General features: G+C 62.1%; 15 protein-coding genes and 1 tRNA gene. 13 read left to right on the plus strand and 3 right to left on the minus strand.

Features of this window, described 5'->3' with window-relative positions; genetic code table 11:
* Window positions 1-41: 41 nt before the first annotated feature.
* The 7 genes from GYM67_RS09080 to GYM67_RS09110 all read left to right on the plus strand — a co-directional run bounded on the left by GYM67_RS09080 (window position 42) and on the right by GYM67_RS09110 (window position 7,523).
* The gene (locus GYM67_RS09080) at window positions 42-2,066 is read left to right on the plus strand and encodes a serine/threonine-protein kinase (RefSeq protein WP_220236544.1); all 2,025 of its coding nucleotides are present in this window, start codon (window positions 42-44) and stop codon (window positions 2,064-2,066) included.
* A 61-nt stretch (window positions 2,067-2,127) separates the two neighbouring features.
* Window positions 2,128-3,051, plus strand: a complete 924-nt coding sequence (locus GYM67_RS09085; protein WP_220236545.1) for a DsbA family protein — start codon at window positions 2,128-2,130, stop codon at window positions 3,049-3,051.
* Window positions 3,052-3,161: 110 nt separating this feature from the next.
* A tRNA-Thr gene (locus GYM67_RS09090) sits at window positions 3,162-3,235 on the plus strand.
* A gap of 399 nt (window positions 3,236-3,634) precedes the next feature.
* On the plus strand, window positions 3,635-5,065 hold the full coding sequence (locus GYM67_RS09095) for an aggregation-promoting factor C-terminal-like domain-containing protein (RefSeq protein WP_220236546.1): 1,431 nt from the start codon (window positions 3,635-3,637) through the stop codon (window positions 5,063-5,065).
* A gap of 37 nt (window positions 5,066-5,102) precedes the next feature.
* On the plus strand, window positions 5,103-5,984 hold the full coding sequence (gene rsmA / locus GYM67_RS09100) for a 16S rRNA (adenine(1518)-N(6)/adenine(1519)-N(6))-dimethyltransferase RsmA (protein ID WP_220236547.1): 882 nt from the start codon (window positions 5,103-5,105) through the stop codon (window positions 5,982-5,984).
* Complete coding sequence (locus GYM67_RS09105; protein WP_220236548.1) at window positions 5,981-6,901, plus strand: 4-(cytidine 5'-diphospho)-2-C-methyl-D-erythritol kinase; 921 nt, start codon at window positions 5,981-5,983, stop codon at window positions 6,899-6,901. The genes rsmA and GYM67_RS09105 overlap by 4 nt, the downstream gene beginning before the upstream one ends.
* A 10-nt stretch (window positions 6,902-6,911) precedes the next feature.
* Window positions 6,912-7,523, plus strand: a complete 612-nt coding sequence (locus tag GYM67_RS09110) for a LytR C-terminal domain-containing protein (RefSeq protein ID WP_220236549.1) — start codon at window positions 6,912-6,914, stop codon at window positions 7,521-7,523.
* A gap of 281 nt (window positions 7,524-7,804) precedes the next feature.
* Here the strand turns inward: GYM67_RS09110 and GYM67_RS09325 are convergent, their stop codons facing one another.
* A complete protein-coding gene (locus tag GYM67_RS09325) occupies window positions 7,805-8,233 on the minus strand; it encodes a hypothetical protein (protein ID WP_258561502.1) in 429 nt (142 codons plus the stop codon).
* Between GYM67_RS09325 and GYM67_RS09120 the strand changes: the two genes are divergently transcribed.
* Complete coding sequence (locus GYM67_RS09120; protein WP_396020013.1) at window positions 8,148-8,885, plus strand: InlB B-repeat-containing protein; 738 nt, start codon at window positions 8,148-8,150, stop codon at window positions 8,883-8,885. The two genes, GYM67_RS09325 and GYM67_RS09120, sit on opposite strands and share 86 nt — an antisense overlap.
* Before the next feature lie 273 nt (window positions 8,886-9,158).
* On the opposite strand, the gene GYM67_RS09125 is transcribed toward GYM67_RS09120, so the two are convergent.
* On the minus strand, window positions 9,159-10,577 hold the full coding sequence (locus GYM67_RS09125; RefSeq protein WP_220236551.1) for a CCA tRNA nucleotidyltransferase: 1,419 nt from the start codon (window positions 10,575-10,577) through the stop codon (window positions 9,159-9,161).
* Window positions 10,578-10,658: 81 nt separating this feature from the next.
* Between GYM67_RS09125 and GYM67_RS09130 the strand changes: the two genes are divergently transcribed.
* The 5 genes from GYM67_RS09130 (at window position 10,659) to GYM67_RS09150 (ending at window position 20,484) form a co-directional block, all read left to right on the plus strand.
* Window positions 10,659-11,327 (plus strand): NUDIX hydrolase, encoded by a 669-nt coding sequence (locus GYM67_RS09130; RefSeq protein ID WP_220236552.1) that lies wholly within the window; start codon window positions 10,659-10,661, stop codon window positions 11,325-11,327.
* Window positions 11,324-13,546: a DUF6049 family protein gene (locus GYM67_RS09135; protein WP_220236553.1), complete on the plus strand. Its 2,223-nt coding sequence runs from the start codon at window positions 11,324-11,326 to the stop codon at window positions 13,544-13,546. The genes GYM67_RS09130 and GYM67_RS09135 overlap by 4 nt, the downstream gene beginning before the upstream one ends.
* Window positions 13,543-17,754, plus strand: coding sequence for a murein biosynthesis integral membrane protein MurJ (locus tag GYM67_RS09140; protein WP_220236554.1), 4,212 nt, complete (start codon window positions 13,543-13,545; stop codon window positions 17,752-17,754). The genes GYM67_RS09135 and GYM67_RS09140 overlap by 4 nt, the downstream gene beginning before the upstream one ends.
* Before the next feature lie 240 nt (window positions 17,755-17,994).
* Entirely contained in the window at window positions 17,995-19,278 is a 1,284-nt protein-coding gene (locus GYM67_RS09145) for an aminotransferase-like domain-containing protein (protein ID WP_220236555.1), read from the plus strand.
* Window positions 19,279-19,281: 3 nt separating this feature from the next.
* On the plus strand, window positions 19,282-20,484 hold the full coding sequence (locus GYM67_RS09150) for a D-alanine--D-alanine ligase family protein (protein ID WP_220236556.1): 1,203 nt from the start codon (window positions 19,282-19,284) through the stop codon (window positions 20,482-20,484).
* A 1,206-nt stretch (window positions 20,485-21,690) separates the two neighbouring features.
* Here GYM67_RS09150 and GYM67_RS09155 read toward each other — a convergent pair.
* Window positions 21,691-22,050 (minus strand): hypothetical protein, encoded by a 360-nt coding sequence (locus GYM67_RS09155; RefSeq protein WP_220236557.1) that lies wholly within the window; start codon window positions 22,048-22,050, stop codon window positions 21,691-21,693.
* Window positions 22,051-22,098 lie beyond the last annotated feature (48 nt).

Consider the following 22,098-nt stretch of genomic DNA (forward strand, 5'->3'; position numbering starts at 1 on the left):
CAGAGGCCGCAATCAGGCCCTTTTCAACGAGTCGGAGCACAATGGGAAGCATGAGTGATCTTGAGGGACTGGATCTGGGGCCGGGACGGCTAGTCGGGGGCTACACCCTGATTGAGCCCCTGGGCGGCGGCGCCATGGGGTCCGTCTGGCGCGCCCGGGATGGCGGTGGCCAGGACTACGCCATGAAGATCCTACGGGAATCCCTGGAGGAGGACCAGATCTCGTCAGACAGCCTCGACGAACGTGACCGCGCCTCGGCACGCGAGCGCCTGCGACGCGAGGCCCTGGCCCTGCAACGAATCCGTCATCCAGGCGTCTGCCGAATCGTGGATATGGAACTTGATGATGCTCTGGCTTTCATCGTGACCGAGCTGATCGAGGGGCGCAACCTGCACGACGACGTGGCTGTCAACGGTCCCTATCGGGGCGACGACCTGGAGCGGCTGGCACACAAGCTGACCGATGCCGTCGCAGCCGTCCACCGGGCGGGCATCGTCCACCGGGACATCAAACCCACCAATGTCATGATCTCGGTCTCGGGGCCGGTGCTGGTGGACTTCGGCATCGCCATGGGCCAGGGGCAGAGCCACGTGACCCGGACCGGGCTGGTCATGGGGACCCCTGGCTTCATCGCCCCGGAGATCATCGATGGAGCCGAGGCCGACCAGGAAACCGACTGGTGGAGCACGGCAGCCGTTCTGGCCTATGCAGCCACCGGGCGGGCGGTCTTCGGCGACAAACCCATGATGGCGGTCCTGGAGCGGGAGGCCTCAGGCAATGCTGACCTGTCCGGGCTACCCATGGGTACCATGAGAGCCCTGCGCTCGGCCCTCTCCCCCGATCGAGGCGCGCGTTGCACACCTCAGGAGCTCCTGGAGGCCATCAGTCGGGATGCCATGGATCCGCAGGCCTGGCAGGGTGAGCAAGACGACCATGATGCGGGAGGGCAGCAGACCGGCAAGGGCAGCCAGGAGACGATGCGCCCTTTTGGCGGCGGCTCTTCGGAAGCTGAGGGGCAGGCCGACTCCCCCACCATGGTCGTTGAGCCGGCCACCATGCCCATGCCGCCGATCGCGCGGGCCGATCCAGACAGTCCGCGGTCGGCCTGGTCACAACCCCCCGCAGACAGCGAAGCAGATGAACAGACGACCCTCCTGCCCGACTCGGAGCAGCCCACCAGCCTCTTGGATCCCCTTCCTGCAGCCGAGGAGCAGCAAGAGCAGACACAGACCTGGCAGGATCGGCAACCCTTAGCCGATCGCCAAGATCTTCAAGCCACCGCCGTTCAGGATTCGCTACCGCCGGCACAGCCCCTGCCCAGCGGATACCGCAACGAGGCGAACACCCACTGGCTGGGAGACCAGCCTCCCGCCCAGATGCGACGTCTGCGCTACCTGAAAGCAGGAACTCCCTGCCTGGTCTTGCTGGGAATCCTTCCCGCCCTGCTGACAGCACTGGCCCCGGTCTCGGCTCTGGCGACCGCCGGAATCCTCCTCTGGGCCCTGAGCACTACCGGATGGAGCATAAAAGCCCAGCTCGAACGCGAGCTGCGCCGTAACGGACCTCGGCGGGGCACCGATCGTCTGCTAAGCGCAGCCGCCCTTCCCTGGCACCTGCTCAAGGGCCTGGCAGCCGCCCTGCTCCGCCTGCCGGGCATGATCCTTGTCCAAGTCCTGGTCGCCCTGCCGCTGACCTGGGCGGGCGCCCTCACAACCGTTCGCGCAGGCCTGACCCTAGGCGAGCATCTGCTGACCTTCCCCCTGCCAGCGGCCAGGCCCCTGTCTGCCGGCGGACTGGCCATGGCCCTGGCAACGCTGGCCGGATGGCTGTTGGCGACCCTGCCCACACAGGACCGTTCAACCCCCAAAGCGAACAGCGGCAACATGGTCCTGCGTCTGGCAGCGGGCCGTATTCCCCTTGGTCGTCAGGATCCCGAGGCGCCGAGCAGCCCCTGCCGCAGGTGGATTCTGCTCCTGATCTGGCTGCTGATTACTGCCGTCCTCCTGGCCGGGCTGATTGCCCAGCCCTCCATGGACTGGGCCCCCATCCACCTCCTGCGCGCCTAAGACCGACCTCCACCCCTGGCGGCTACACTATGCTCAGTATGCCAAGGAAAGGATCCAGGTCATGTCCAAGGGCAAGCAGAACCGCAAGGCCGCGCTCAAGGCCCAGGAAGAGGCCCGGCGGCTCCAGGAGGCCAAGGAGCGCCGCCAGCAGACCATGATCGGCGTCATCGTCACCGTGGTGCTCATCGCACTGATCGCTCTGGGCGGATTCCTATACTGGCGCAGCCATCGCCCGGTCAAGACCCAGGACCTGGAGCAGGCCCGTCAGGCCGTCGCACGAGTCAAGGAAAAGCCCTCGGCCGCCAATGACCAAGGCGGCTTCCTGATCAGTTCCAAGGGGCTGGACAAGCCGGTGGCCAAGGCTCCGACCGTGGAGATCTACATGGACTTCATGTGCCCAGGCTGCGGCGCCCTGCATCGCGGGCTGGACTCCACCCTGACCAGTCTTGTGGACGCTGGGCAGATCAACCTGGTCATCTACCCCATGAGTTTCATGGACCGGCTCTCCACCGACAACTACTCGAGCAGGACGGGCACGGCCACCATCTACGTGGCCCAGCACGACCCCGACCACCTGCTGCCTTTCATCGCCAATCTCTACGCCAAGGACTTCCAACCGGATGAGTCCGACTATCACCCCATCAGCAACCACAAGATCCGCCAGCAGGCCATCAAGGCCGGGGTTGATCCCAAGATCGCCGACCAGGCGGTCAAGGGCCACTACCGGGCCTGGATCAAGGCCATGGACACCTACACCCCCCTGCGCAAGGAGCTTTGGAATCCCAGCGGGTCCAACAAGGGGCAGATGACCACGCCCACGGTTCGCATCAACGGCAATTACTGGGAACTGGGCAACCTGTCCCAGGCGGGCTTGGACTATCGTTCGGGCCTGCTCAAGACTCTGGGCCTGGACCAGTCCAAGGTGGGCGTCAAGGGTGCCATGCCGGCCATCGGCGCCTCCGGCCAACCGCGCTCGCTGAACTGAACCGGACAGGTCGAGAAGAATTTCGCGCCCAGCGTCCCCTTGGGGACACGGTGATGGTAGGATATCATTCCGTACCGCGGCCTGGAATGCTGTCATGGACCACCGGGACCGCCTCCTTAGCTCAGTTGGCCAGAGCAGCCGCCTTGTAAGCGGCAGGTCGTCAGTTCGACTCTGACAGGAGGCTCTACGCCAGGAACGAACCATTCAATCCGACTAATAAGCTTTGTCTCCGGGCAGGCTATAATAATGGACATTACCTGGATAATTGCAAATACTTCCCTCGAGTAAGTCATTTCGGAGGCTCGTCCTCCGAAATACGGACGGAGTTTTTTCCCCAACCATCTCCGTCCGTGTTTGAGGACGGGATTATTCCCCTTCATTCCCGTCCTCCTGCCGTCAACCCGTCGGCCTAGGGCCCGGGTTTGAAAAGCCGACCGACCGATCATGGTCTGGTCGGCTTTTTCATAGCCCTCCATAGGAAATGTGGATGTTTGCCCGACCTTGCCGGTTGCGCAGCTCCGTTCCACGTTCACGCCGCTAGAATTGCCTGGTACAGACAGGGCAAGAACGGGGAGGCGAGCACATGGCCAGACGCTGGACACCGCGGCATTTCGTCGTGCTCAGAAGAATCCGCGTGGCCTCCTGCGCCCTTCTGGTCGTTCTGGCCACGGTCCTGACCTTCGGCGTTGCCGCGCGCAAGAGCGTGGCGTTGAGCGTCAACGGGCAGACCAAAATGGTGACCACCTACGCCTACAGCGTGGATGGTCTGCTGCGCGAGCAGGGGATCAAGGTCAAGACCCACGACCTGGTCGATTCCACATCCGGCGGCCAGCTGCGCAACCATGCGGCCGTCACTGTGCGCTCCGCCTATCAGACCACTATCGTCATCCAGGGCCAACGGGTGCCCTTCTGGACTACAGCCACCAGCATGGACCAGTTGCTGGGGTTCTTTGAGGAGAACCGCAAACAGGCCATGAAGGTCACCGTGGATGTGGGCAACGTCTATAACCAGCTGACCGGCGGCCTGGTTATCAACCAGGCGGGGCCTGTCACAGTCATGGCCGACGGGAAGACCTCGGTGGCCCCTGACGGCAAGCTCCCAGCCGCCTCCATCCTGGATTCCAAGGGCATCGTGCTGGGCAAGGAGGACCGGGTCAGCGTAGAGCATGACCAGGGCACCACCGTGCTACGGGTCCAACGGGTCACCCACGGAAACACTCAAAGAACAATCCCCATACCCTTCGCTACCAGGACCGTGGTCGATCCGAGCCTGGCGCCCGGTCAGACCCAGGTGCGGCAGGCGGGCGTAGCCGGCCAACGCCTGCAGACCATCCAGGTCACCTACGTGGACGGCCAGGCCGAATCAGAGCAGGTGGTCAAGGAGGAGACCGTAGCCATTCCACTGGATCAGGTGGTGGCCGTCGGTCCCGACAAGCCAAGGGTGGAACAGGACAGCGGGCAGCAGTCCAAGGACACAGGCAAGGATTCCCAACAGGCTCGGAAGACCCCCTCTCCGAACCCTTCACCCAGCCAGGATTCGCAGTCAGCAGCGCCACCGGCCCCTACGCCAACACAGACCAAGCCGCCGCAGACCACGCAGCCAGAACATCCAAGCACACCAGCTCCAACTAAGCCCGAGAACAAACCAGCCCCGTCGCCGTCGCCAGCACCAGCGCCAAGCCCATCTCGCGACGGTCTGTGGCATGCCAGCGCAGAACTGGCCCAGGCCTATGCCTCGGGCGCAGCCGCCCAGCGCGGATGGACAGGCTCCCAGTTCACTGATCTGGTGAAACTGTGGAACAAGGAGTCAGGATGGAGTTGGAAAGCCCAGAATCCCTCATCACCCGCCTACGGCATTCCCCAGGCCAACCCCGGCTCCAGGATGGCACGATTTGGAGCCAACTGGCGTGACGATGCCGCTGTCCAGATCGATTGGGGCCTCTACTACATCGCACAACGGTACGGGAGTCCCAGTGCGGCCATGCACTATTGGAACCAGCATACCTCGTATTAACCCACCAACCGAGCCCCTTCACACACAACGAACCAATATGAGCACTGGAACCGAGAGCAATCGCCTTCTGGGCGCCGCCGACATCCGGCGCGTCGCCGACCAGATCGACATCCACCCCACCAAACGATTGGGGCAGAACTTCGTCATCGATCCAGGAACGGTCCACAGGATCGTGCGTTTGGCCAGGGTGGAATCCGGCCAGACCGTTCTGGAGGTGGGTCCTGGTCTGGGATCTCTGACTCTTGGACTGCTGGAGGCGGGCTGCCTGGTGACCGCCGACGAGATCGATCCCGTCCTGGCCCAGCAACTGCCGCAAACCGTCCGCGAGCGCATGCCGGAGAGTCTGGACCGGCTGACCGTGATCAACCGGGATGCCCTGACCTTGACCCCTCAGCTGGCAGGCGACGCGGGCACGGCCGCCGACCTGGCCATGGTGGCCAACCTGCCCTACAACGTAGCCACTCCGATCATCCTGACCCTCCTGGCCCGGTTCGCCAATCTGAGCCGATTCCTGGTCATGGTCCAGAAGGAGGTGGCGGACCGGCTGACGGCTGCCCCGGGCTCCAAGGTCTACGGCGCTCCCAGCCTGAAGCTGGCCTGGTACGGGCACGCCGCCCAGGCTGGCAGGGTCGGGCGCCATGTCTTCTGGCCGGCCCCCAACGTGGACTCGGCCCTGGTCTCTTTCACGCGGGATAAGTATGGACGCGGGCGCGGGGACGAGGAGACGAGGACTGGGGTCTTCTCTCTGATCGATGCCGCTTTCGGACAGCGCCGCAAGACCCTGCACGCCGCTCTGAAGGGCCTGGTGAGCGCCGAAGCCTTCCAGGCTGCGGGCATTGACCCTGCACGCCGGGGGGAAACCATGACCATTGAGGAGTTCGTCGCCCTGGAGCAGGCCCGCCGCGAGGTGACCGCGTGAACCCGGCAGCCGGAAGGGACGGCGTCGCTCTTTGCTGTCCCGCCAAGATCAATCTGAGACTCCGTGTCGGCCCGACACGAACCGACCTTGGAGGGCGACACCGCCTGGACACCATTTACAGCGCCGTGGGAATCTGGGACCGTGTGGAACTGCGCCGGAGAGAACCCGGCAGCGGCTTCCGCCTGAGCTTGGAGGGCGAACACCTGGGCGACCTGAACCGCCGGGATGCCGATCCAGGCGCCAACCTGGCCGTCATTGCTCTCCTGGCCATGGCCCAGGCCACCGGGCACCAGCCCGATGTGGCCATCCACATCGTCAAACGGATTCCGGTGGGCGCCGGCCTGGCCGGCGGATCCGCGGATGCCGCTGGAACTATGCTGGGCCTGAACCGGCTCTGGAACCTAGGGATGGCTGCCGCCGACATGGATCGCATCGCCGCCGGGCTGGGCGCAGACCTGCCCTTCTGCCTGCATGGAGGGCTTAGCAGAGGTACAGGTTTCGGCCAGATTCTGGAACCCATGGATCCGGATGACCCGCAGGGCCAGCGGTTGTCCCGGGCTGGACTGACCGGGCATCTTCTGATCGGGGCTTACGAGGACCAGCTGAGCACAGCACAGGTCTACCAGGCCTTCGACCTGATCGGACCTGGTCCCCACGACCTGAACGACCTGCAGGAGACTGCCTGCACCCTGCATCCTCGCTCGCGCCAGGCCCTGGACCTCGCGCGGCAGACAGGCATCGGACCGGCCTTCGTCTCTGGATCCGGCCCTTCGGTGGTGGTCATGGCCCATCGCCCCGAGCAGGCAATCACACTGACAAGGCTCTGGCGGGAGCAAAATGCCGTAGACAGAATCATCGAGGCTGACTCACCGGTTCTGCCCAGGATAATCCCCCTGCGAGTCACCCATGGACAGTAGAGTAGGCAACATGACGAATCCCGAACCACTCGACGAACGCGAGGCCCGCAGGCAGTTCGTGCGACGGCGGCAGAAGATGGTCTTCACCATAGTCGTCAGCGCCTTGGTTGCCATCCTGATTATCTGCGGACTGATCATCTTCGGGTCCATCGGGCATACCGCCAAACATGCCACCATCGCCAAGCCCAACTACGGGGTCGCTGTGCCCTGCCCGCCTGACAATGCCAAGCTGGTCAACCACCCTGACATCCGCGTGCGGGTGCTCAACGGAACCAACAAGTCCGGTCTGGCCACTGCCCTGGCCTCGGCCCTGCGCAATCGGGGATTCAACATGCAGGATGTGGCGGACTACCCTGGCAAGACCGAGACCGCCCGCACCCAGATACGCTTCGGAGCCTCGGCCATTGACCGCGGCTACACAGTGGGAACCCAATTCAACGATGCGGTTCTGATCATGGACGACCGCAACGACGATCTGATCGACGTGGTCATCGGGGCCACCTTTACCGATCTGGACGACGAGGACAGCAACTCTGTCGTAGGCCGCAAGATCGAAGCCATCAAGGGCTGCCAGGCCGACCCCTCCTCCATGAAGAACCTGCCCAAGGCTCCCAAGGCCTGACGCCACAGCAATGTTGCTGGTCTGGCATCCCACCCAGGAGCGAGGGCCCGGCTGTTGCAGAACCCTCAACCGGAAGCGTTTGCGCGCGTAGTACGACGACAGGCGCAACAGGCGGGCGGGGTGACACACGGCGGCGCGGAGGGACGTTCGCGCGAGTGATATGGTAGCGGGTGCAACACCTGAGGATCGTGGGTGTTCGCGCGCTTGGTACAGTTTTGAGTGAGGTGTCCGGGGGGATGCTATAGCAGGCTCCGCGAGGAAGGGAGTCAACTCATCATGCGTCAGCGTTCGGGCATAGCGCCGCCGCCCTGGCTATCCTCCTGGCCCTGTCCTGCACACCCGCTTTGGCCGGGAGCCCCGGCAACCCAGACGGCGCGGCCACGCCCACTACCCTGGACAAACAGCAGGTGGAGATGGGTCTGAAAACCCCTGCAGGGATGATAGCCCGCAGCCCCGTCATCATCCCCGCTGGCCACGTCCTCGCCCCTGAGCCACACGACCCCGACGCCTGCATCACCCACGCGCGGCACTTCCGGCGATGCTGCCACAGCCCAGGCCCGGTCCTCCGCAGCCTGGACGGTCAGCTTCGACACGGCAGGCGGCGGCAGCGTCGACCAGCAGACCATCCCCGACGGGGGCCAGGCCAGCCGGCCCAGCCCCGACCCGTCCAGGGGCGGATACCTGTTCGACGGCTGGTTCCAAGGCAACATCGCCTACGACTTCACCCAGCCCGTCACCGGCAGCATCACCCTCACCGCCCGATGGACCAAGGCAGACACCCAGCATTGGGCCATCAGCCCCACCCAAGGGCCCGCAGCCGGAGGCGCCAAGTTCACCCTCACCCCGCCCGCACAGCGCGGCATCAAATTCAGCCAGGCCAGCCTAGGCTACATGCATTCCGCGGCCATCGGATCCGACGGCAGCCTCTACACCTGGGGAAGCAACTACTACGGCCAGCTGGGACGCGAACCCTCCAACGCCTGGCCGGCCAGCCGGCCAGGACCAGTCGGCTTCCCCGGAAAACCACAAGCCACCAGCATCTGCTTCGACCAAACCCGGCAACAAGGCACCTGCCTTGCCGCCGGCAAAAACCTGACGCCCAACCCCGACGGCACCTGGAACGCCACCACGCCCGCCTACACGCCAGGCCCCGTCCCCGCAGCCATCGACTGGACCCAGGACGGCAGACAGCAGCAAACCGACACAAGCAACACCTACCGGTACCTGTCCATCGCCAGCCTGCCCCTGACCGGAGGAAACGGCATGCTCCTCCTGCTCGCCACAGGACTGCTCGCCGCAGGAGCCGCCACAGCCGCCAAAAACCGACGACAACAAACCCAAACAAACACTTCACACGAGTAAGCAGCCCGGGCCACACCCCCAACAGGACCCAGGCCAACAGGCGGCCCCGCCACCCCCAACACGACGGAGCCGCCACCACACCCAACAACCCCACAAACCACAACCAAACCCCAGTCGGACCAACCACACGCCACCAACAAACAACCACACAACAAACACAGCCAATACCACCCTGGCACCTGACGACCATGCAAGCATCTTCCATATATAAGACGGCGGCATCGGAACCCACGGAATGCATACCAGGAATGCTCAGCCAGAGACAGGGCCAGGTCAGGCCTGGCCCTGTCTCTGCCACCAATCCCGCAGTTCCCGTTCAGCTGTCCCCCGGTCGACCGGACCCTGGTCAAGGCGGTAGTCCAGCATGTGCCGGTAGGCGCGCCCCACCTGTGGGCCGGGCTTCAGGCCCAGGATCTGCATGATCTGTCGTCCATCCAAGTCGGGCCGGATAGCATCCAGGTCCTCCTGCCGGCGCAGCTGAGCCACCCTGTCCTCCAGTTCGTCCATGGCGGAGGAGAAGACCTGGGCCTTGCGCTTGTTGCGGGTGGTGGCATCAGCCCGGGTCAGACGGTTGAGCCGCTCGTAAAGGGGCCCGGTCTCCCGGGCATAGCGGCGTACGGCCGCATCGGTCCACCGCTCGTCCACATAGCCGTGGAAACGCAGGTGCATGGAGATCAGGTCGCAGACGTCAGCAATCAGGTGGTGGTCGAAGCGCAAGGCCTTGAGCCGCTTGCGGGCCAGCCTGGCTCCGACTGCATCATGGTGATGGAAGCTGACCTTGCCGCCGGGCTCAAAGCGCCTGGTAGCGGGTTTGCCGATGTCGTGCAGCAGGGCAGCCAGGCGCAGGGTCAGATCCGGGGCGGGCACAGGTCCGTCAGGTCCGGTCTCCAGGGCGATGGCCCGGTCCAGCACCATCAGGGTGTGCTCGAAGACGTCCTTGTGCCGGTGATGCTCGTCTATCTCCAGCTGCAGGGCTGGGACTTCGGGCAGCACGATGTCGGCCAGGCCGGACTGCACCAGAGCCTCGATGCCCTGGACGGGATGATCGGCCAGCATGAGCTTGGTCAGCTCGTCACGAATCCGTTCGGCCGAGACGATGCTGATTCGATCGGTCATGCGGGTGATGGCCTCTGCGGTCTCCGGAGCGATGGTGAAACCCAGCTGGGCCACGAACCGCACGGCCCGCATCATCCGCAGGGGGTCGTCGTCGAAGGATTGGCGGGGATCCACCGGGGTCCGCAGCACCTGCTTGGCCAGGTCGTTGGCCCCCCGGTAGGGGTCCACGAAGACCAGATCGGGCACCCGCAGGGCCATGGCGTTGACGGTGAAGTCACGCCGGGAGAGGTCGCCCTCAAGACTGTCCCCGTAGTCCACCTCGGGCTTGCGGGAGTTGGGATCATAGGTGTCTCGCCGGTAGGTGGTCACCTCCACCTTGACCTCGGTGCCGTCGGAACGCCGCCGAAGCGCGCCCAAGGTGCCGAATTTGCGCCCCATGTCCCAGAATCCCGACCCCCAGTGACGCAGGATGGGCTCGAACTGCTCGGGCCTGGCCGAAGTGCAGAAATCCAGGTCGTGGGAGGGCCGGCGCAGGAGCAGATCGCGTACAGGACCCCCTACCAACGCCAGTTCAAATCCCTGCTCGGCGAAAAGGCGCCCGAGCTCGATGGCCTCCGGCCAAACTTGGAAATCCACGCTCACCCTTTCCTACGGAGTTGATGCGCCTACTAGCATACCGTTACCCCACCTGCACATTACCTTACGTAGAGTTGGAGTATGATTACGCCCGCGGACATGGCGCGCATGCTTGCACATAGCGCCGACTCTGCGGACATCCATGCCCGCGGCCAGCAGAGTCGGGACCATCTTGTGGAAACCGTAAGCGAACGTCTGGATCCGCAGGTCCGCGAGCGCATACAGGTCGAGGATGACGTTCCCACGCCTGCCCGCATGCCCCGGCACAAGCACGATTCCGGTCCTTCCACTTTTGCCTCCCTTGATGCCCAGGAGCTGCCGGTGGTGCGCGAATATTCGGCGGGTGGGCTGATTTTCGATCGGCATGACCGAGTGGCCATCATCGCCCGGCACTCCCGCTCGGGCCACCTGGAATGGTGCCTGCCCAAGGGGCATATCGAGAGGGGGGAAACACCCGAGCAGACAGCGGTGCGCGAGGTCCACGAGGAGACGGGAATACTGGGTAAGGTGACCGATTCCATCGCCACCATTGATTACTGGTTCACCGGAACCGACCAGCGGATCCACAAGCTGGTTCATCATTTCGTCCTGCGGATGATCGGCGGATCCCTGAGCGTGGAGGGCGACCCCGATCATGAGGCCGAAGATGCCATCTGGGTGGACTTCTCTGACCTGACCTCGGTGCTCAGTTACCCCAATGAGCGTAAAATAGCCTGGCTCTACGCGAGGAAGTACAAAAAACAGCTATGATCCAGACCCCCTTGCGCCCGAGCGGGCGCACCAGCCAGCGCACTCATGCCTTCAATCGATGGACCCGATGGGGCCAGTGGGCTCGAATCCTGCTGGCGACCGTCCTTCTGCTGGCACTGGTGATGACTCCCTGGCATCCGACACCAGCCCTGGCTGCCAGCAATCGTCAGAGCTCAGCCGAGGTGTCCCTGCGCTGGTCGACGCCAGTGGTGACTGACCAGTCAGGCTACGCCCTGCGCGCTGCAGTGACCAACACCGCGAACCAGCCCATGGAAAATGCCCATCTGAGCGTGTCCACCAGCGCCCTTTACTCTTTCAGCTCCCGGGCCGACATGCAGACCTGGTCCGAAGGCCACGCCCGCATTCCCACCCCGGACGTGCTGGGCACGCAGACCGTACCGACAATCCCGGCCGGACAGAGCATCGAGGTTGCAGTCAACGTGCCGGCTGATCAAGACGCGATCAAGAAGATGACCAGCTGGGGGCCCAAACCCGTCCGGCTCTCCCTGAGCGACGATCAGGGCCGGATACTGGGCGACGTGTTCACTTTTCTGACGCGGACCTGGGATGGCCTGCCCACCGCAGGCACCCCCGCCTTGTCCCTGACCATGGTCCTGCCACTGACCTCCTCGGACTGGAACATTGACGACAAAGCCATGACAGCGTTGATGACCCGGTCCAGTGCCGAATCCGAGCCAGGCTCGGGCAACGATAAAAACCGAAGCGTGACACTGACCCGTCAGGGGACCCGCCGCCAGGAGGACCAGAGTCAGCTGCTGTCCAAACACGGGTCCCTGCAGGCACTGGGCGACCCGGTCTACCTGTCTGCCTTTGCCAACCGTCCCCGGATTCAAGGGCTGATTCAGCCAGCCGACTTCGATATCACCGGGTATGCGCCTCAGAATCAGGACCGCTATGGCCGGGCTGGAATCACTCCCGAGTCCTGGAATGCCCAGACTGCGGCAAAGCTTTATGCTGACGCAGCGCCTGGCATATACGCCTGGCAGGGCCGACAGGAGTGGACCATAGAGTCCATCACTGCCGCCCGCCGTGCCGGCTATCAGACGGTCATCGCCCCCCAGGGCTTTGAAGTCGGCACCGGCACCTCTGCCCACACCGGCAAGTACACCATCGAGACCAAGGCCGGAAAGGTAACCGTCCTGTCGGCCCAGCGCGAGCTCAGCAACCTGGCCAGGGGCCATCCCAGCTCCACACGTGCCACCGGTGAGCAGACTCAGGCAGGGCAGACGGCCCGCTTCATAGCCCAGAGCGCCTTCTATCAGATGGAACAGCCCTACGCCGAACGCTCCCTCCTGGTCTGCTTCGACGCCGATCAGGACACCCAGCTGGCAGACCGGATCATGACCGAGCTAGAGCATGCCCCATGGATCAACCTGGTCTCCATGGACAACCTGATGCAGGCGCCCGACTTCACCGGTGGGTCTTCTGGTCTGCTCAAGGCCTTGGAGCTCAGCAGCGCCAAGAGTGGCGCCAAACACGGCGATGGCTCCACAGGCACTCTAGATTCCTTGATCGCCAGCCGGGCTGACATCGACCGATTCGCCACCTCCATCCTGGCTGACGACAAGCAGGATTCCCAACCCACCGCCAGCGCTACGGCAGGCAAGACCGACAGCCAGGCCCTGGCCCGCCAGGATGCGGACACCACCGCCCGCCAGCCCAAGGATCCGCATCAGTGGCTGAACCAGCTGACCGCAGCCCACGACGACTTGGCTCTGAAGTCCTTGGGCGGAACCGCAGCCGCCTTTGGACTGGCCGATCAGGCCGAGGCCATATCCCACCGGCTCCTGGATGGCATCAGCATCACGCCCAGCGAGTCCCTTAACGTCGTCAGCGAGACGGCCTCCATGCCAGTGACCGTCAGCAACAGCCACCCCTACCCCGTCCACGCCCGCATCAGCGCCCGAACCGACTCCATGGAGATCGTCACCTCGCGTATGGCGGAGGCGGTCATTCCCGCCCGCTCCGAAGCGCAGGTCACCTTCAAGGTCAGGGTGGCGGCAGCCGGCAGAGCCAATGTGGATATCGGCCTGCTGGACAGCCAGGGCCGTCCCTTCGGCCAGGTGCGTCGAGCTCAGATCACCAGCAATCTGCGACTGAGCGACATGAGCGGCCTGATCATCATTGTCATCGCCGTGCTCCTGGGACTCCTGGGGCTCTGGCGACAGTTCCACCGTACGAAGGACCCGGACGAATGAGTTCCGTAGGGCGCAATTCCGCCATCATGGCCACGGGCACCGCGGCCTCCCGCGTGACCGGACAGATCCGCACCATCCTGCTCGCAGCAGCCATAGGCACCACCGGAATCGCGGCCGATGCCTACCAGACCGGCGCCATGATTCCTCAGGTCATGTTCACCCTGATCTCAGGCGGCATCTTCAACGCCGTCCTGGTTCCGCAGATTGTGCGCACCCTCAAGGAGCGGGACGCAACAGACCGGCTGAACAAGCTGATCACGGTCGCCATGGTCCTTCTGACCCTGCTGACCCTGCTGCTGATGCTGGGCACTCCGGTGCTGACCACCATCTATCTGAACTCCAAGTGGAACCCGGCACAGCGGGCCCTGGCCAATTCCTTCACGCTCTGGTGCATGCCCCAGGTCTTCTTCTACGGGCTCTACACGGTCCTGGGTCAGATCCTGGCGGCCAAGGGCAGGTTCACCGCATACGCCTGGAGCTCGGTGGGCGCCAACGTTATCAGCTGCCTGGGCTTCCTGGGCTTCATCTTCCTGTTCGGCAACGCCCGCAATCAGCCGGTCGGCTTCTGGGACAACGGCAAGGTGGCTCTGACCGCCGGGGCCTGGACCCTGGGAGTAGCCTTCCAGGCGCTGGTCCTCTTCATTCCCCTGATCATGAGCGGCTTCCGCTATCGTCCTCGCTGGGGCCTGCGCGGAATCGGCCTGCGATCCATGGGCTCGGTGGCGGCATGGAGCATGTGCGTAGTCATCATCAACCAGCTGGCCAACGTGGTCAATGCCCGCATCAACAACGGCGCCCCCCTGGAGGGCAACCCGTTCGACATCGCCGGCAACGGCTCCTATCAGAACGCCTACACCATCTTCATCCTGCCCTACTCGCTGGTAGCCGTCTCGGTCAGCACGGCCCTCTTCCCCAAGCTGTCCAAGGCGGTTTCCGACGGCCGTATCGGGGATGCCCGCAATGACCTGAGCCAGGCCCTGCGCAATGTGGGACTGGTCATGTTCTTCTTCGCCGCAGTCCTGCTGGCCATCCCAGTGCCCATCACCCGAGCCCTGCTGCCCTCAGTAAGCGTCCACGAGTCTGTCCTTATCTCAGGACCGCTGATAACCCTGTCCCTCGGGCTGGTTCCCACAAGCGCCTTCCTGCTCATTCAGCGCACCTTCTACGCCTTCGAGGACGGCCGGCATCCTTTCATCTTCGCGGCCGTCTCCAACGCCATCCAGGTAGCACTGGTTTTGGTATCCATACGCTTGTTGCCACCCCGTTACTGGGCGGCGATGGTAGGGCTGAGCCTGTCCCTGAGCAGCCTCCTCAGCTTCCCTGTCCTGGCTCACATGCTGCGCAGCCCCTTCCAGGGGAATCTGGACGAGCGGAGGATTCTTATCACCTACGCCAAGGCTTTTCTGGCTGCTGGATTGGCTCTGGCAGCCGCCCTGACGGTCAAGACCCCGGTCACTCATCTGGTCGGCGCCTGGATTCAGGGCCGGCAGGGTCACATGAGCTGGGTGCAGGCGCTCTTCATCTGTGTGGTCATCACCCTGCTGACGGCGGTCATCTATGTCGTGACCCTGGTAGCCCTGCGCACTGAGGAATTCATCCAGCTCTTGGTCGATCTGGCCCGTCGGCTGGGCAGGACAGCCCGGCACCCAGTCCGCAGCCTGGACGCGTTGCAGGAGCGGCCCTCCCGGCTGGCCGACCGCTCGGTCAGGGTGGTGCACTCCTCCTCTCCTGATTCCGCTCTGCCCGGCATGGATGCAGCACTGGAGAACTTCGAGGAGGCCCGTGAGCCCGACGCTGATGGAGAATCCGCGATGGCTGGACCTCCACCAGCTCCCCCGACTCCGCAACCCGTTAGGATTGTACCTAGGAACAGCAAGGTCCACCACGGTGTCGCCGACTACAGGCGGCGCCCCACTTCTGATGAGAGCTCGGCAGCCATGAACGCGCATATCGGAGACACCATCCTCGGCAGATATACCCTGGTCACCCTGCTCCGCCGCGCGAACGGTCTGAGCGCCTGGCGGGCCAAGGACAGGGTCCTGGACAGGGACTGCCAGCTCTTCATCGCCGGGGATTCCACCTGTATGGACCGAATCAACGTCAACGCCTCCAGCCTGGCGCTGAGCAAGGATCGCCGCTTCACCCCGGTCTACCAGCTGCACACTCGTGACAAGGTCTCCCTGATCGTCACCGCCCCCGATGCCGGCATGTCCCTGAGGGATTACATGCATGGACCCGCCGGGGGAACGCTCAGCGACCGGGCCATCGGCACCATCATAGGAGAGGCCACCGAGGCCATGCGTACTCTGCATGCCGCCGGCATGGTCGACTATGCGGTCTCCACGAGCACCATCAGGCTGGCACCCGCCTCGATCACCCTGGCAGATGCACCTATATCGCCCATGCTCGAGCACCGGTCAGTCTCGACTGAGACGGGATTGACAGACGAGGAGTATGCCATACGAGAGCTGGCAGGCGTGCTCTATGCCATAGTGACGCGCCGACCCGACCAGGACGGACGGCAGCCCAGTCTGCAGGAGCTGCCCAAACAGACCCCGGAAGAGTTCAAAATCATCTGTATGCGTGGACTGGGCCTGGCGAACGAGCAGGGAGCCGTGCCGGTTCCACTGGTCACCCTGGCGGAGCTCTCGGCCCTGCTCAGCCCCTGGGTTCCGCCTGAGGAGCTGACCGACAGCGATCTGATCTGGCCCGAGCTGGACGGCCGTGCCTCCATCGAGTCCGTCGCCCTGCGCCCCGTGGACCCCAAGAACGTACTCCCGCTTCCCGAGGGGCTGACCTCTTCGGCCCTGCCTGCCGTGCAGACCGTATCCCACCATGAGCCGCACTGGAAGACCAACCAACTGCTCTTCCCCGGCCGCAGCGAGATCGAAATGCTCAATCCGGAAGATACGGATACCGACCTTTTCTCGCTCTTTGACGAGCGCCAGCGACTGCGTTCGCTGAACAGCTCCTCCCGCAAGACCGCGGCCATGGATGTGAGCGCACTCAGGGCGACAGCGGCCAAGCCCGCAACCATGATCGAGGAAGAGTCCAAGGCTGTGACCGGACGGATGCCGACCGTCAAAGACAGTCAGCGTAAATCGTCCGAGGCTCTCAGCGGCAACGGCGTGACTGCCAACAATCCCGTGGAGCGAGGCTTCTCCCAGTGGGACTTCCACAAGTCCGGCGGTGGGGAGGAGGATGCGGCGGACAGCAGCAGTCAGGCCACCAAGGCAACCTCCAACCCGACCACTCCACATGGCGACGTCGATCCGCATGCGCGCCGTACAGGAGCTGCGGCCGCTGAACCTCTTGTCACAGGAGAATCTGCAGCCCGGAATGAACACCCCTCTTCCCCGGCTGCTTCTAACAAGACCAAGGCACCTGGCCAAGCGAACCGGTCCCTAAAGAACCATGATTTCGATCAGGAGGAGCAGGAAACTACAGTCATGGAGCCGCTGCCCCCCAGCTTCACACCTGAAATCCACTCCATGCCCGTGCCGGTGGCTTACTCGGTACTTCCCGACGATGAACAGGATAAGGATCTGGGCGATGAGGCCGATATGGCTGACACCCATCTGTTCGGCCGCTTCACAACTCGCTCAGTGGTCATCGCCATAGCGGTTGTAATCGTTGTGGTGGCCCTGGTCTGGGCCCTCTCGACCATTACCGGATCCCGATCCAGGGTCGGCAAAAGTGAGGGCGGCTGGCCGGTCATGTCCAACGTGCCCTTCCCAGGCAAGACCAATGAGGACGAGGAAGCAACTCCCTCAAACAATGGCAACGGTCAGGCTCAGGCCGATGCCGATGCCGGCAAGGTCAGCCACGCTGACAAGGAGGCCGGTAAGGTCCCCGATCCGCCCAAGCCCAAGAACACCACGGCCTATCAGACCAGTCGCCAGCTCTTCCTTAACAAGCCTGCCGGTCTGCAGGGCTATGGATGGTATATGCACCTGACCCAGCCGGAAGAGGTCTCTCGCCTGACTATCGTCGCGCCTCAGAGCGGTGGCCATGCCCAGGTCTATGCGAATTCCACGGCGGCTCAACCCAACCAGGGACAGCCGCTAGCCGACTTCAGCTTCGATGCCTCGGGAACCACCCAGGTCTCCTTGCGCGAGCCGGTGACGACTCAGGACCTGGTTGTCTGGGTACCCATGGATGGTATGCCGGGAGGCAGGCTGCGCTTCACTTCTGTTCAGGCCTTCTGAGCATGACTGTGGGTCGACAGCAACAAACCAAACCATCCCGACGTCGCCCACACCAGCTGTCGAACGCAATTGCCCGCAAGCCCCATGGCCCCCATCAGCCATGTACGACTGCCCACCCATCCGCATGCCGATACTATCGGGTGTACCGAAATGGTAATGTGTTGATTTTTTCGTCCAGCATAGCGCCCGCAGGTAATACAGTTTCCTTAGACAACGGCGGCAGGAAGGCGGAAGTCAGTTATGGCGGATGATCCCAATATCGCATCCAAGGTCATCAAGAACGATCCTTGGTACAGCTCCTATGCAACACGAGCCGAGCAGATGCGCGCATCCGAGATTCGTGCCCTCTTCGCCGTGGCCAATCGGCCCGAGGTGGTCTCCCTGGCCGGAGGCATGCCCTACCTGGGCCGGATGCCCTTCGATAAGTTGGCTGACCAGCTTAGCGATATGCTGCGGAGCAAGGGCCAGGTGGCCTGGCAGTACGGGTCGGCACAGGGCGATCCCCACCTGCGTGAAGACGTGCTGCCCATCATGGAGCTGGAAGGCATCAAGGACGTCCAGCCGGATGATGTGGTCATCGTCAACGGTTCCCAGTCGGGACTGGACCTAATTACCAGGATCATGTGCGACCCCGGCGATGTGGTGCTTGCCGAAGCCCCCAACTATGTGGGTGCTCTGGGCGTCTTCCAATCCTTCCAGGTCGATGTGGTCAACGTAGCCATGGACGGAGACGGACTGATCCCCGAAGCTCTGGAGGAGACCATCCTGGAGCAGCGCCGCCAGGGCAAATCGGTCAAGTTCCTCTACACTGTGCCCAACTTCCACAATCCTGCCGGCGCCACCATGAGCGTGGAGCGGCGGCCACGTGTCATTGAGATCGCCCGAAAATACCATGTGCTTATCGTCGAGGACAATCCTTATGGATTGCTGGCCTTCGACGGACAGACCTATCCGGCCCTGCGTTCTTACGACTCCAGCGGCATTGTCTACCTGAGCAGCTTCTCCAAAATCATCGCCCCGGGCATGCGCGTGGCCTGGATGGTTGCGCCTCCCGGCATCCGGCAGAAGCTGGTTCTGGCCAACGAGTCAGCCATTCTTTGTCCTTCCAACATGAGCCAGATGACCATCACCACCTACCTGGATAACTTCGACTGGAAATCGCAGATCAACGATTACCGGGGAATGTACAAGGAACGCTGCGATGCCATGGACGAGGCCTTGAAGGAATATCTGCCCTACTGTTCGTGGCTGAAGCCCAAGGGCGGCTTCTACATCTGGCTGCAGATACCTCAGGGGCTCAACGCCAAGGACATGCTGCCCAGGGCGATCACCGCCAAGGTGGCTTACGTGTCAGGCACAGCCTTCTACAATAACGGAGAGGGCGCGAATCATATGCGCCTGTCCTTCTGCTACCCCACTCCCGATCGGATTCGAGAGGGAATACGAAGATTGTCCACGGTCATCGAGAACGAACTCGCCACCGTCCGGCTGTTCGAGCCTGACAGCAGCAAGGAAAGGGGCTGAATCATGGCAGCCAAGCACAGCAAGAAGCCTCGGCAGCAGGCCAGCAGCAAAACACTGGCAACCGGCAAGGCCAAGCAAACCGCGAGCACGACGAGGACCACGGTCGTCAGCCCGGACATCACCGCGGCCACGGCTGCCGACGAAGTGGCCAAAGGAGCCAGGCGGACCTCGCATCGCTCCACCCGTGAGGCCACGCCGTTCACCATGGACGATGTCCTCTCCCTAGCGAGCAAGGCCACCAAGCGTGCCAATAAGTCCCTTTTGATTATCTGCGGCGGCCTCAGCCATGAGCGCGATGTCTCCATCAGCTCGGGGCATCGAGTCCAAGGATTCCTGGAGGAGGCCGGATGGACGGTCCATGTCCACGACATGGATGGCTCGCTTCTGCCCTACCTGACTGACGAGAAGACTCGCCCTGATCTGGTCTGGCCCCTGCTGCACGGCGCCAACGGCGAAGATGGTTCGATTCGTGATGTCTTGGAGATGGCTGGATTGCCTTACATTGGATCCCGGGCCAAGGCCTCCCGGACCGCCTGGAGCAAGCCCGTCGCCAAGAACGTTGCCCGCATGGCCGGATTGTGCACTCCGCATTCCGTGACCTTGCCCGAGTCCATGTTCCGCGAGCTGGGAGTCGAACCCGTTATCGACATGCTCCTAGGTTCGCTGGGACTCCCACTCTTCATCAAACCCACCATGGGCGGCTCAGCCATGGGTTGCACCATGGTGACTGAACAGAGCCAGCTCACTCAGGCGTTGATCAACTGCTTCGCCTACGGTGATGTGGCCCTGATCGAACAGGCCGTCACAGGCACCGAAGTCTCCGTGTCCATCCTCGAATTTGACGGACACCCCCTGATTCTGCCACCGCTCGAAATCTGGACTCCCTCAGGCACTTACGACTTCGAGGCTCGTTCCACACCTGGCCCGACGGAGTTCTATGCTCCAGCCCGACTGGATGCTAAGACCACACAGGCTGTAAGCGATGCCGCGCTGACCGCCCACCGGGCTTTAGGGCTCCGTGACATCTCACGCACCGACTTCATTGTTGATGCCCAAGGACAGCCGCAATTCCTGGAGTCCAACGTGGCGCCCGGCATGACGGACACCTCGCTTCTGCCGCAATCAGCCTTGGCTGCCGGCTACAACCTGCCAGAGCTATACACAGCATTGGTTCAATCAGTTTTGAATCAAAAGCGGACCGACTGAAACATCAAAACTATCCCGTCCTGCCCAGTGTTCAGTTATCCTAAGCAAGGTCTGCGTGATGTATATGTCTATTCGCACAATATGCGTCATGCGGACTTGAAATGGACGTAGATTGCAAATACGAACAGAACAGATGGTACGCAAGACAGGTGCTTTACACACATACGCACTAGCAGTTTGGCACAGTATGGACCAACAGTTTGTAACCGTTTGACACAATGCTCTGTTCTGTGCTCATTATTCTCATCATCATGCTTCTCTGGCATAAAATGTCAGTTGTTCATCATCCACTACACATCGTCGGTTATTTCCCTCCCTCCATGCGTTAAGCTCGACTCCCCGCTTCCTCTTTACGCTCCACTCCACCTTTATTCCCACTTCGCCTACGCTGCTCAGCCAAAGCCAGGATTGATTCAATGATATGTTCAATCAAGCCCCGGTTTTATATTGTCGACAAGGCTAACTTGCAGAGGCATTGCAATCTGATAAATTGCCAATGCCGGAGGCTGGTCACTCTCCAGGACTCAACTCACAATAGGCTGCCGCATCGCTCCATACCCAGGCATGCAATCGTGGTCGATATCAAATGTTTCACGTGAAACATTCTGGAGTGATCAACTTACTTCATCGACTCCAACGAAGGTCCCACACGGTACAGCGCCTATGACTGACAGCGATTCCTGCTCATGAAAATGAATACAACCTTCATAGAATCGTAAGCACCATGAGTTCTGCATCAATCAGCGCAGGATGCTTTACCTAGGTATTTGTCAAGCGGACGTGACTACATATATAGATATATGGGAATCGCCGCTTTTGTGCCTTCAACAATTGGACCCTCTCTACTTAGCCATCGGGAACTTCGAGCGAGAGCTGAGTCCACACTAGTAGATTGCCTTTCTGTCACCGACATTGCTGCATCAATTCATCCGTCCCAATTCGTTCATCCTCATCCTTGAGAGCACGATCTTCCTATCAGGATTAAACCATCTGGTCGTATTGCTCAGGCGGTTTTGATCCCAAGCGCCCGCTGCAAAGCCCAAAAATAAAAGCCCTTAGATAAGGACACTAAATCCCCGCAAATCAGAAGACACACACATGCACATATCCGAGCGCATCTGTCCTTATTGAAAGGCCATACTTTCGTAAGACCGAACCAACAATTGAAACCGCGCCCCATCATGACTGAACTGTCTGAGTCTTGGCTCAATATGCTTTACTTGTCTCTGATGCTTCCTCGCCCTTGTCTGACGCATGCGAAGAACTTTCATCAGCCCCCTCCTGAGTTGGGGGCGCATGCCGGTCGATAGTCTTAGCAGCCATATCTTCATTAGCCTCAAGGCTTTTGTCTGTTATCGGAGAATCGGCGTCCAACTCACCTTTATTGTCATTAGAGCTGGGAGGATTCCAAAAACGCCAGCTATGCCAGCTATCATCCTCACTCTTATCATCTGTTTGCTGGCTGGGATGCCTCCGCAACAACCGATCGACACGGAGCATAAACCAGATGAGCACCAGAATCGTCCCAAGATTGGTTACGATGGCTACTATCACGGTTTTCTCCATGGTTTAAGAATAGCCTGCCTCTGCCAGAACTGAGCTGACTGTGAGATA

Origin of the sequence: Bifidobacterium asteroides (assembly GCF_019469425.1) — a bacterium.
Lineage (GTDB): Bacteria > Actinomycetota > Actinomycetes > Actinomycetales > Bifidobacteriaceae > Bombiscardovia > Bombiscardovia asteroides_I.

Excerpts from the sequence above, each read along its gene's own strand:
- GYM67_RS09095 (WP_220236546.1), top strand. The coding sequence starts at position 3,635 with ATGGCCAGACGCTGGACACCGCGGCATTTCGTCGTGCTCAGAAGAATC.
- GYM67_RS09135 (WP_220236553.1), top strand. The coding sequence starts at position 11,324 with ATGATCCAGACCCCCTTGCGCCCGAGCGGGCGCACCAGCCAGCGCACT.
- GYM67_RS09085 (WP_220236545.1), top strand. The coding sequence starts at position 2,128 with ATGTCCAAGGGCAAGCAGAACCGCAAGGCCGCGCTCAAGGCCCAGGAA.
- GYM67_RS09080 (WP_220236544.1), top strand. The coding sequence starts at position 42 with ATGGGAAGCATGAGTGATCTTGAGGGACTGGATCTGGGGCCGGGACGG.
- GYM67_RS09150 (WP_220236556.1), top strand. The coding sequence starts at position 19,282 with ATGGCAGCCAAGCACAGCAAGAAGCCTCGGCAGCAGGCCAGCAGCAAA.
- GYM67_RS09130 (WP_220236552.1), top strand. The coding sequence starts at position 10,659 with ATGATTACGCCCGCGGACATGGCGCGCATGCTTGCACATAGCGCCGAC.
- GYM67_RS09145 (WP_220236555.1), top strand. The coding sequence starts at position 17,995 with ATGGCGGATGATCCCAATATCGCATCCAAGGTCATCAAGAACGATCCT.
- GYM67_RS09140 (WP_220236554.1), top strand. The coding sequence starts at position 13,543 with ATGAGTTCCGTAGGGCGCAATTCCGCCATCATGGCCACGGGCACCGCG.
- rsmA (WP_220236547.1), top strand. The coding sequence starts at position 5,103 with ATGAGCACTGGAACCGAGAGCAATCGCCTTCTGGGCGCCGCCGACATC.
- GYM67_RS09155 (WP_220236557.1), bottom strand. The coding sequence starts at position 22,050 with ATGGAGAAAACCGTGATAGTAGCCATCGTAACCAATCTTGGGACGATT.
- GYM67_RS09110 (WP_220236549.1), top strand. The coding sequence starts at position 6,912 with ATGACGAATCCCGAACCACTCGACGAACGCGAGGCCCGCAGGCAGTTC.
- GYM67_RS09325 (WP_258561502.1), bottom strand. The coding sequence starts at position 8,233 with ATGTTGCCTTGGAACCAGCCGTCGAACAGGTATCCGCCCCTGGACGGG.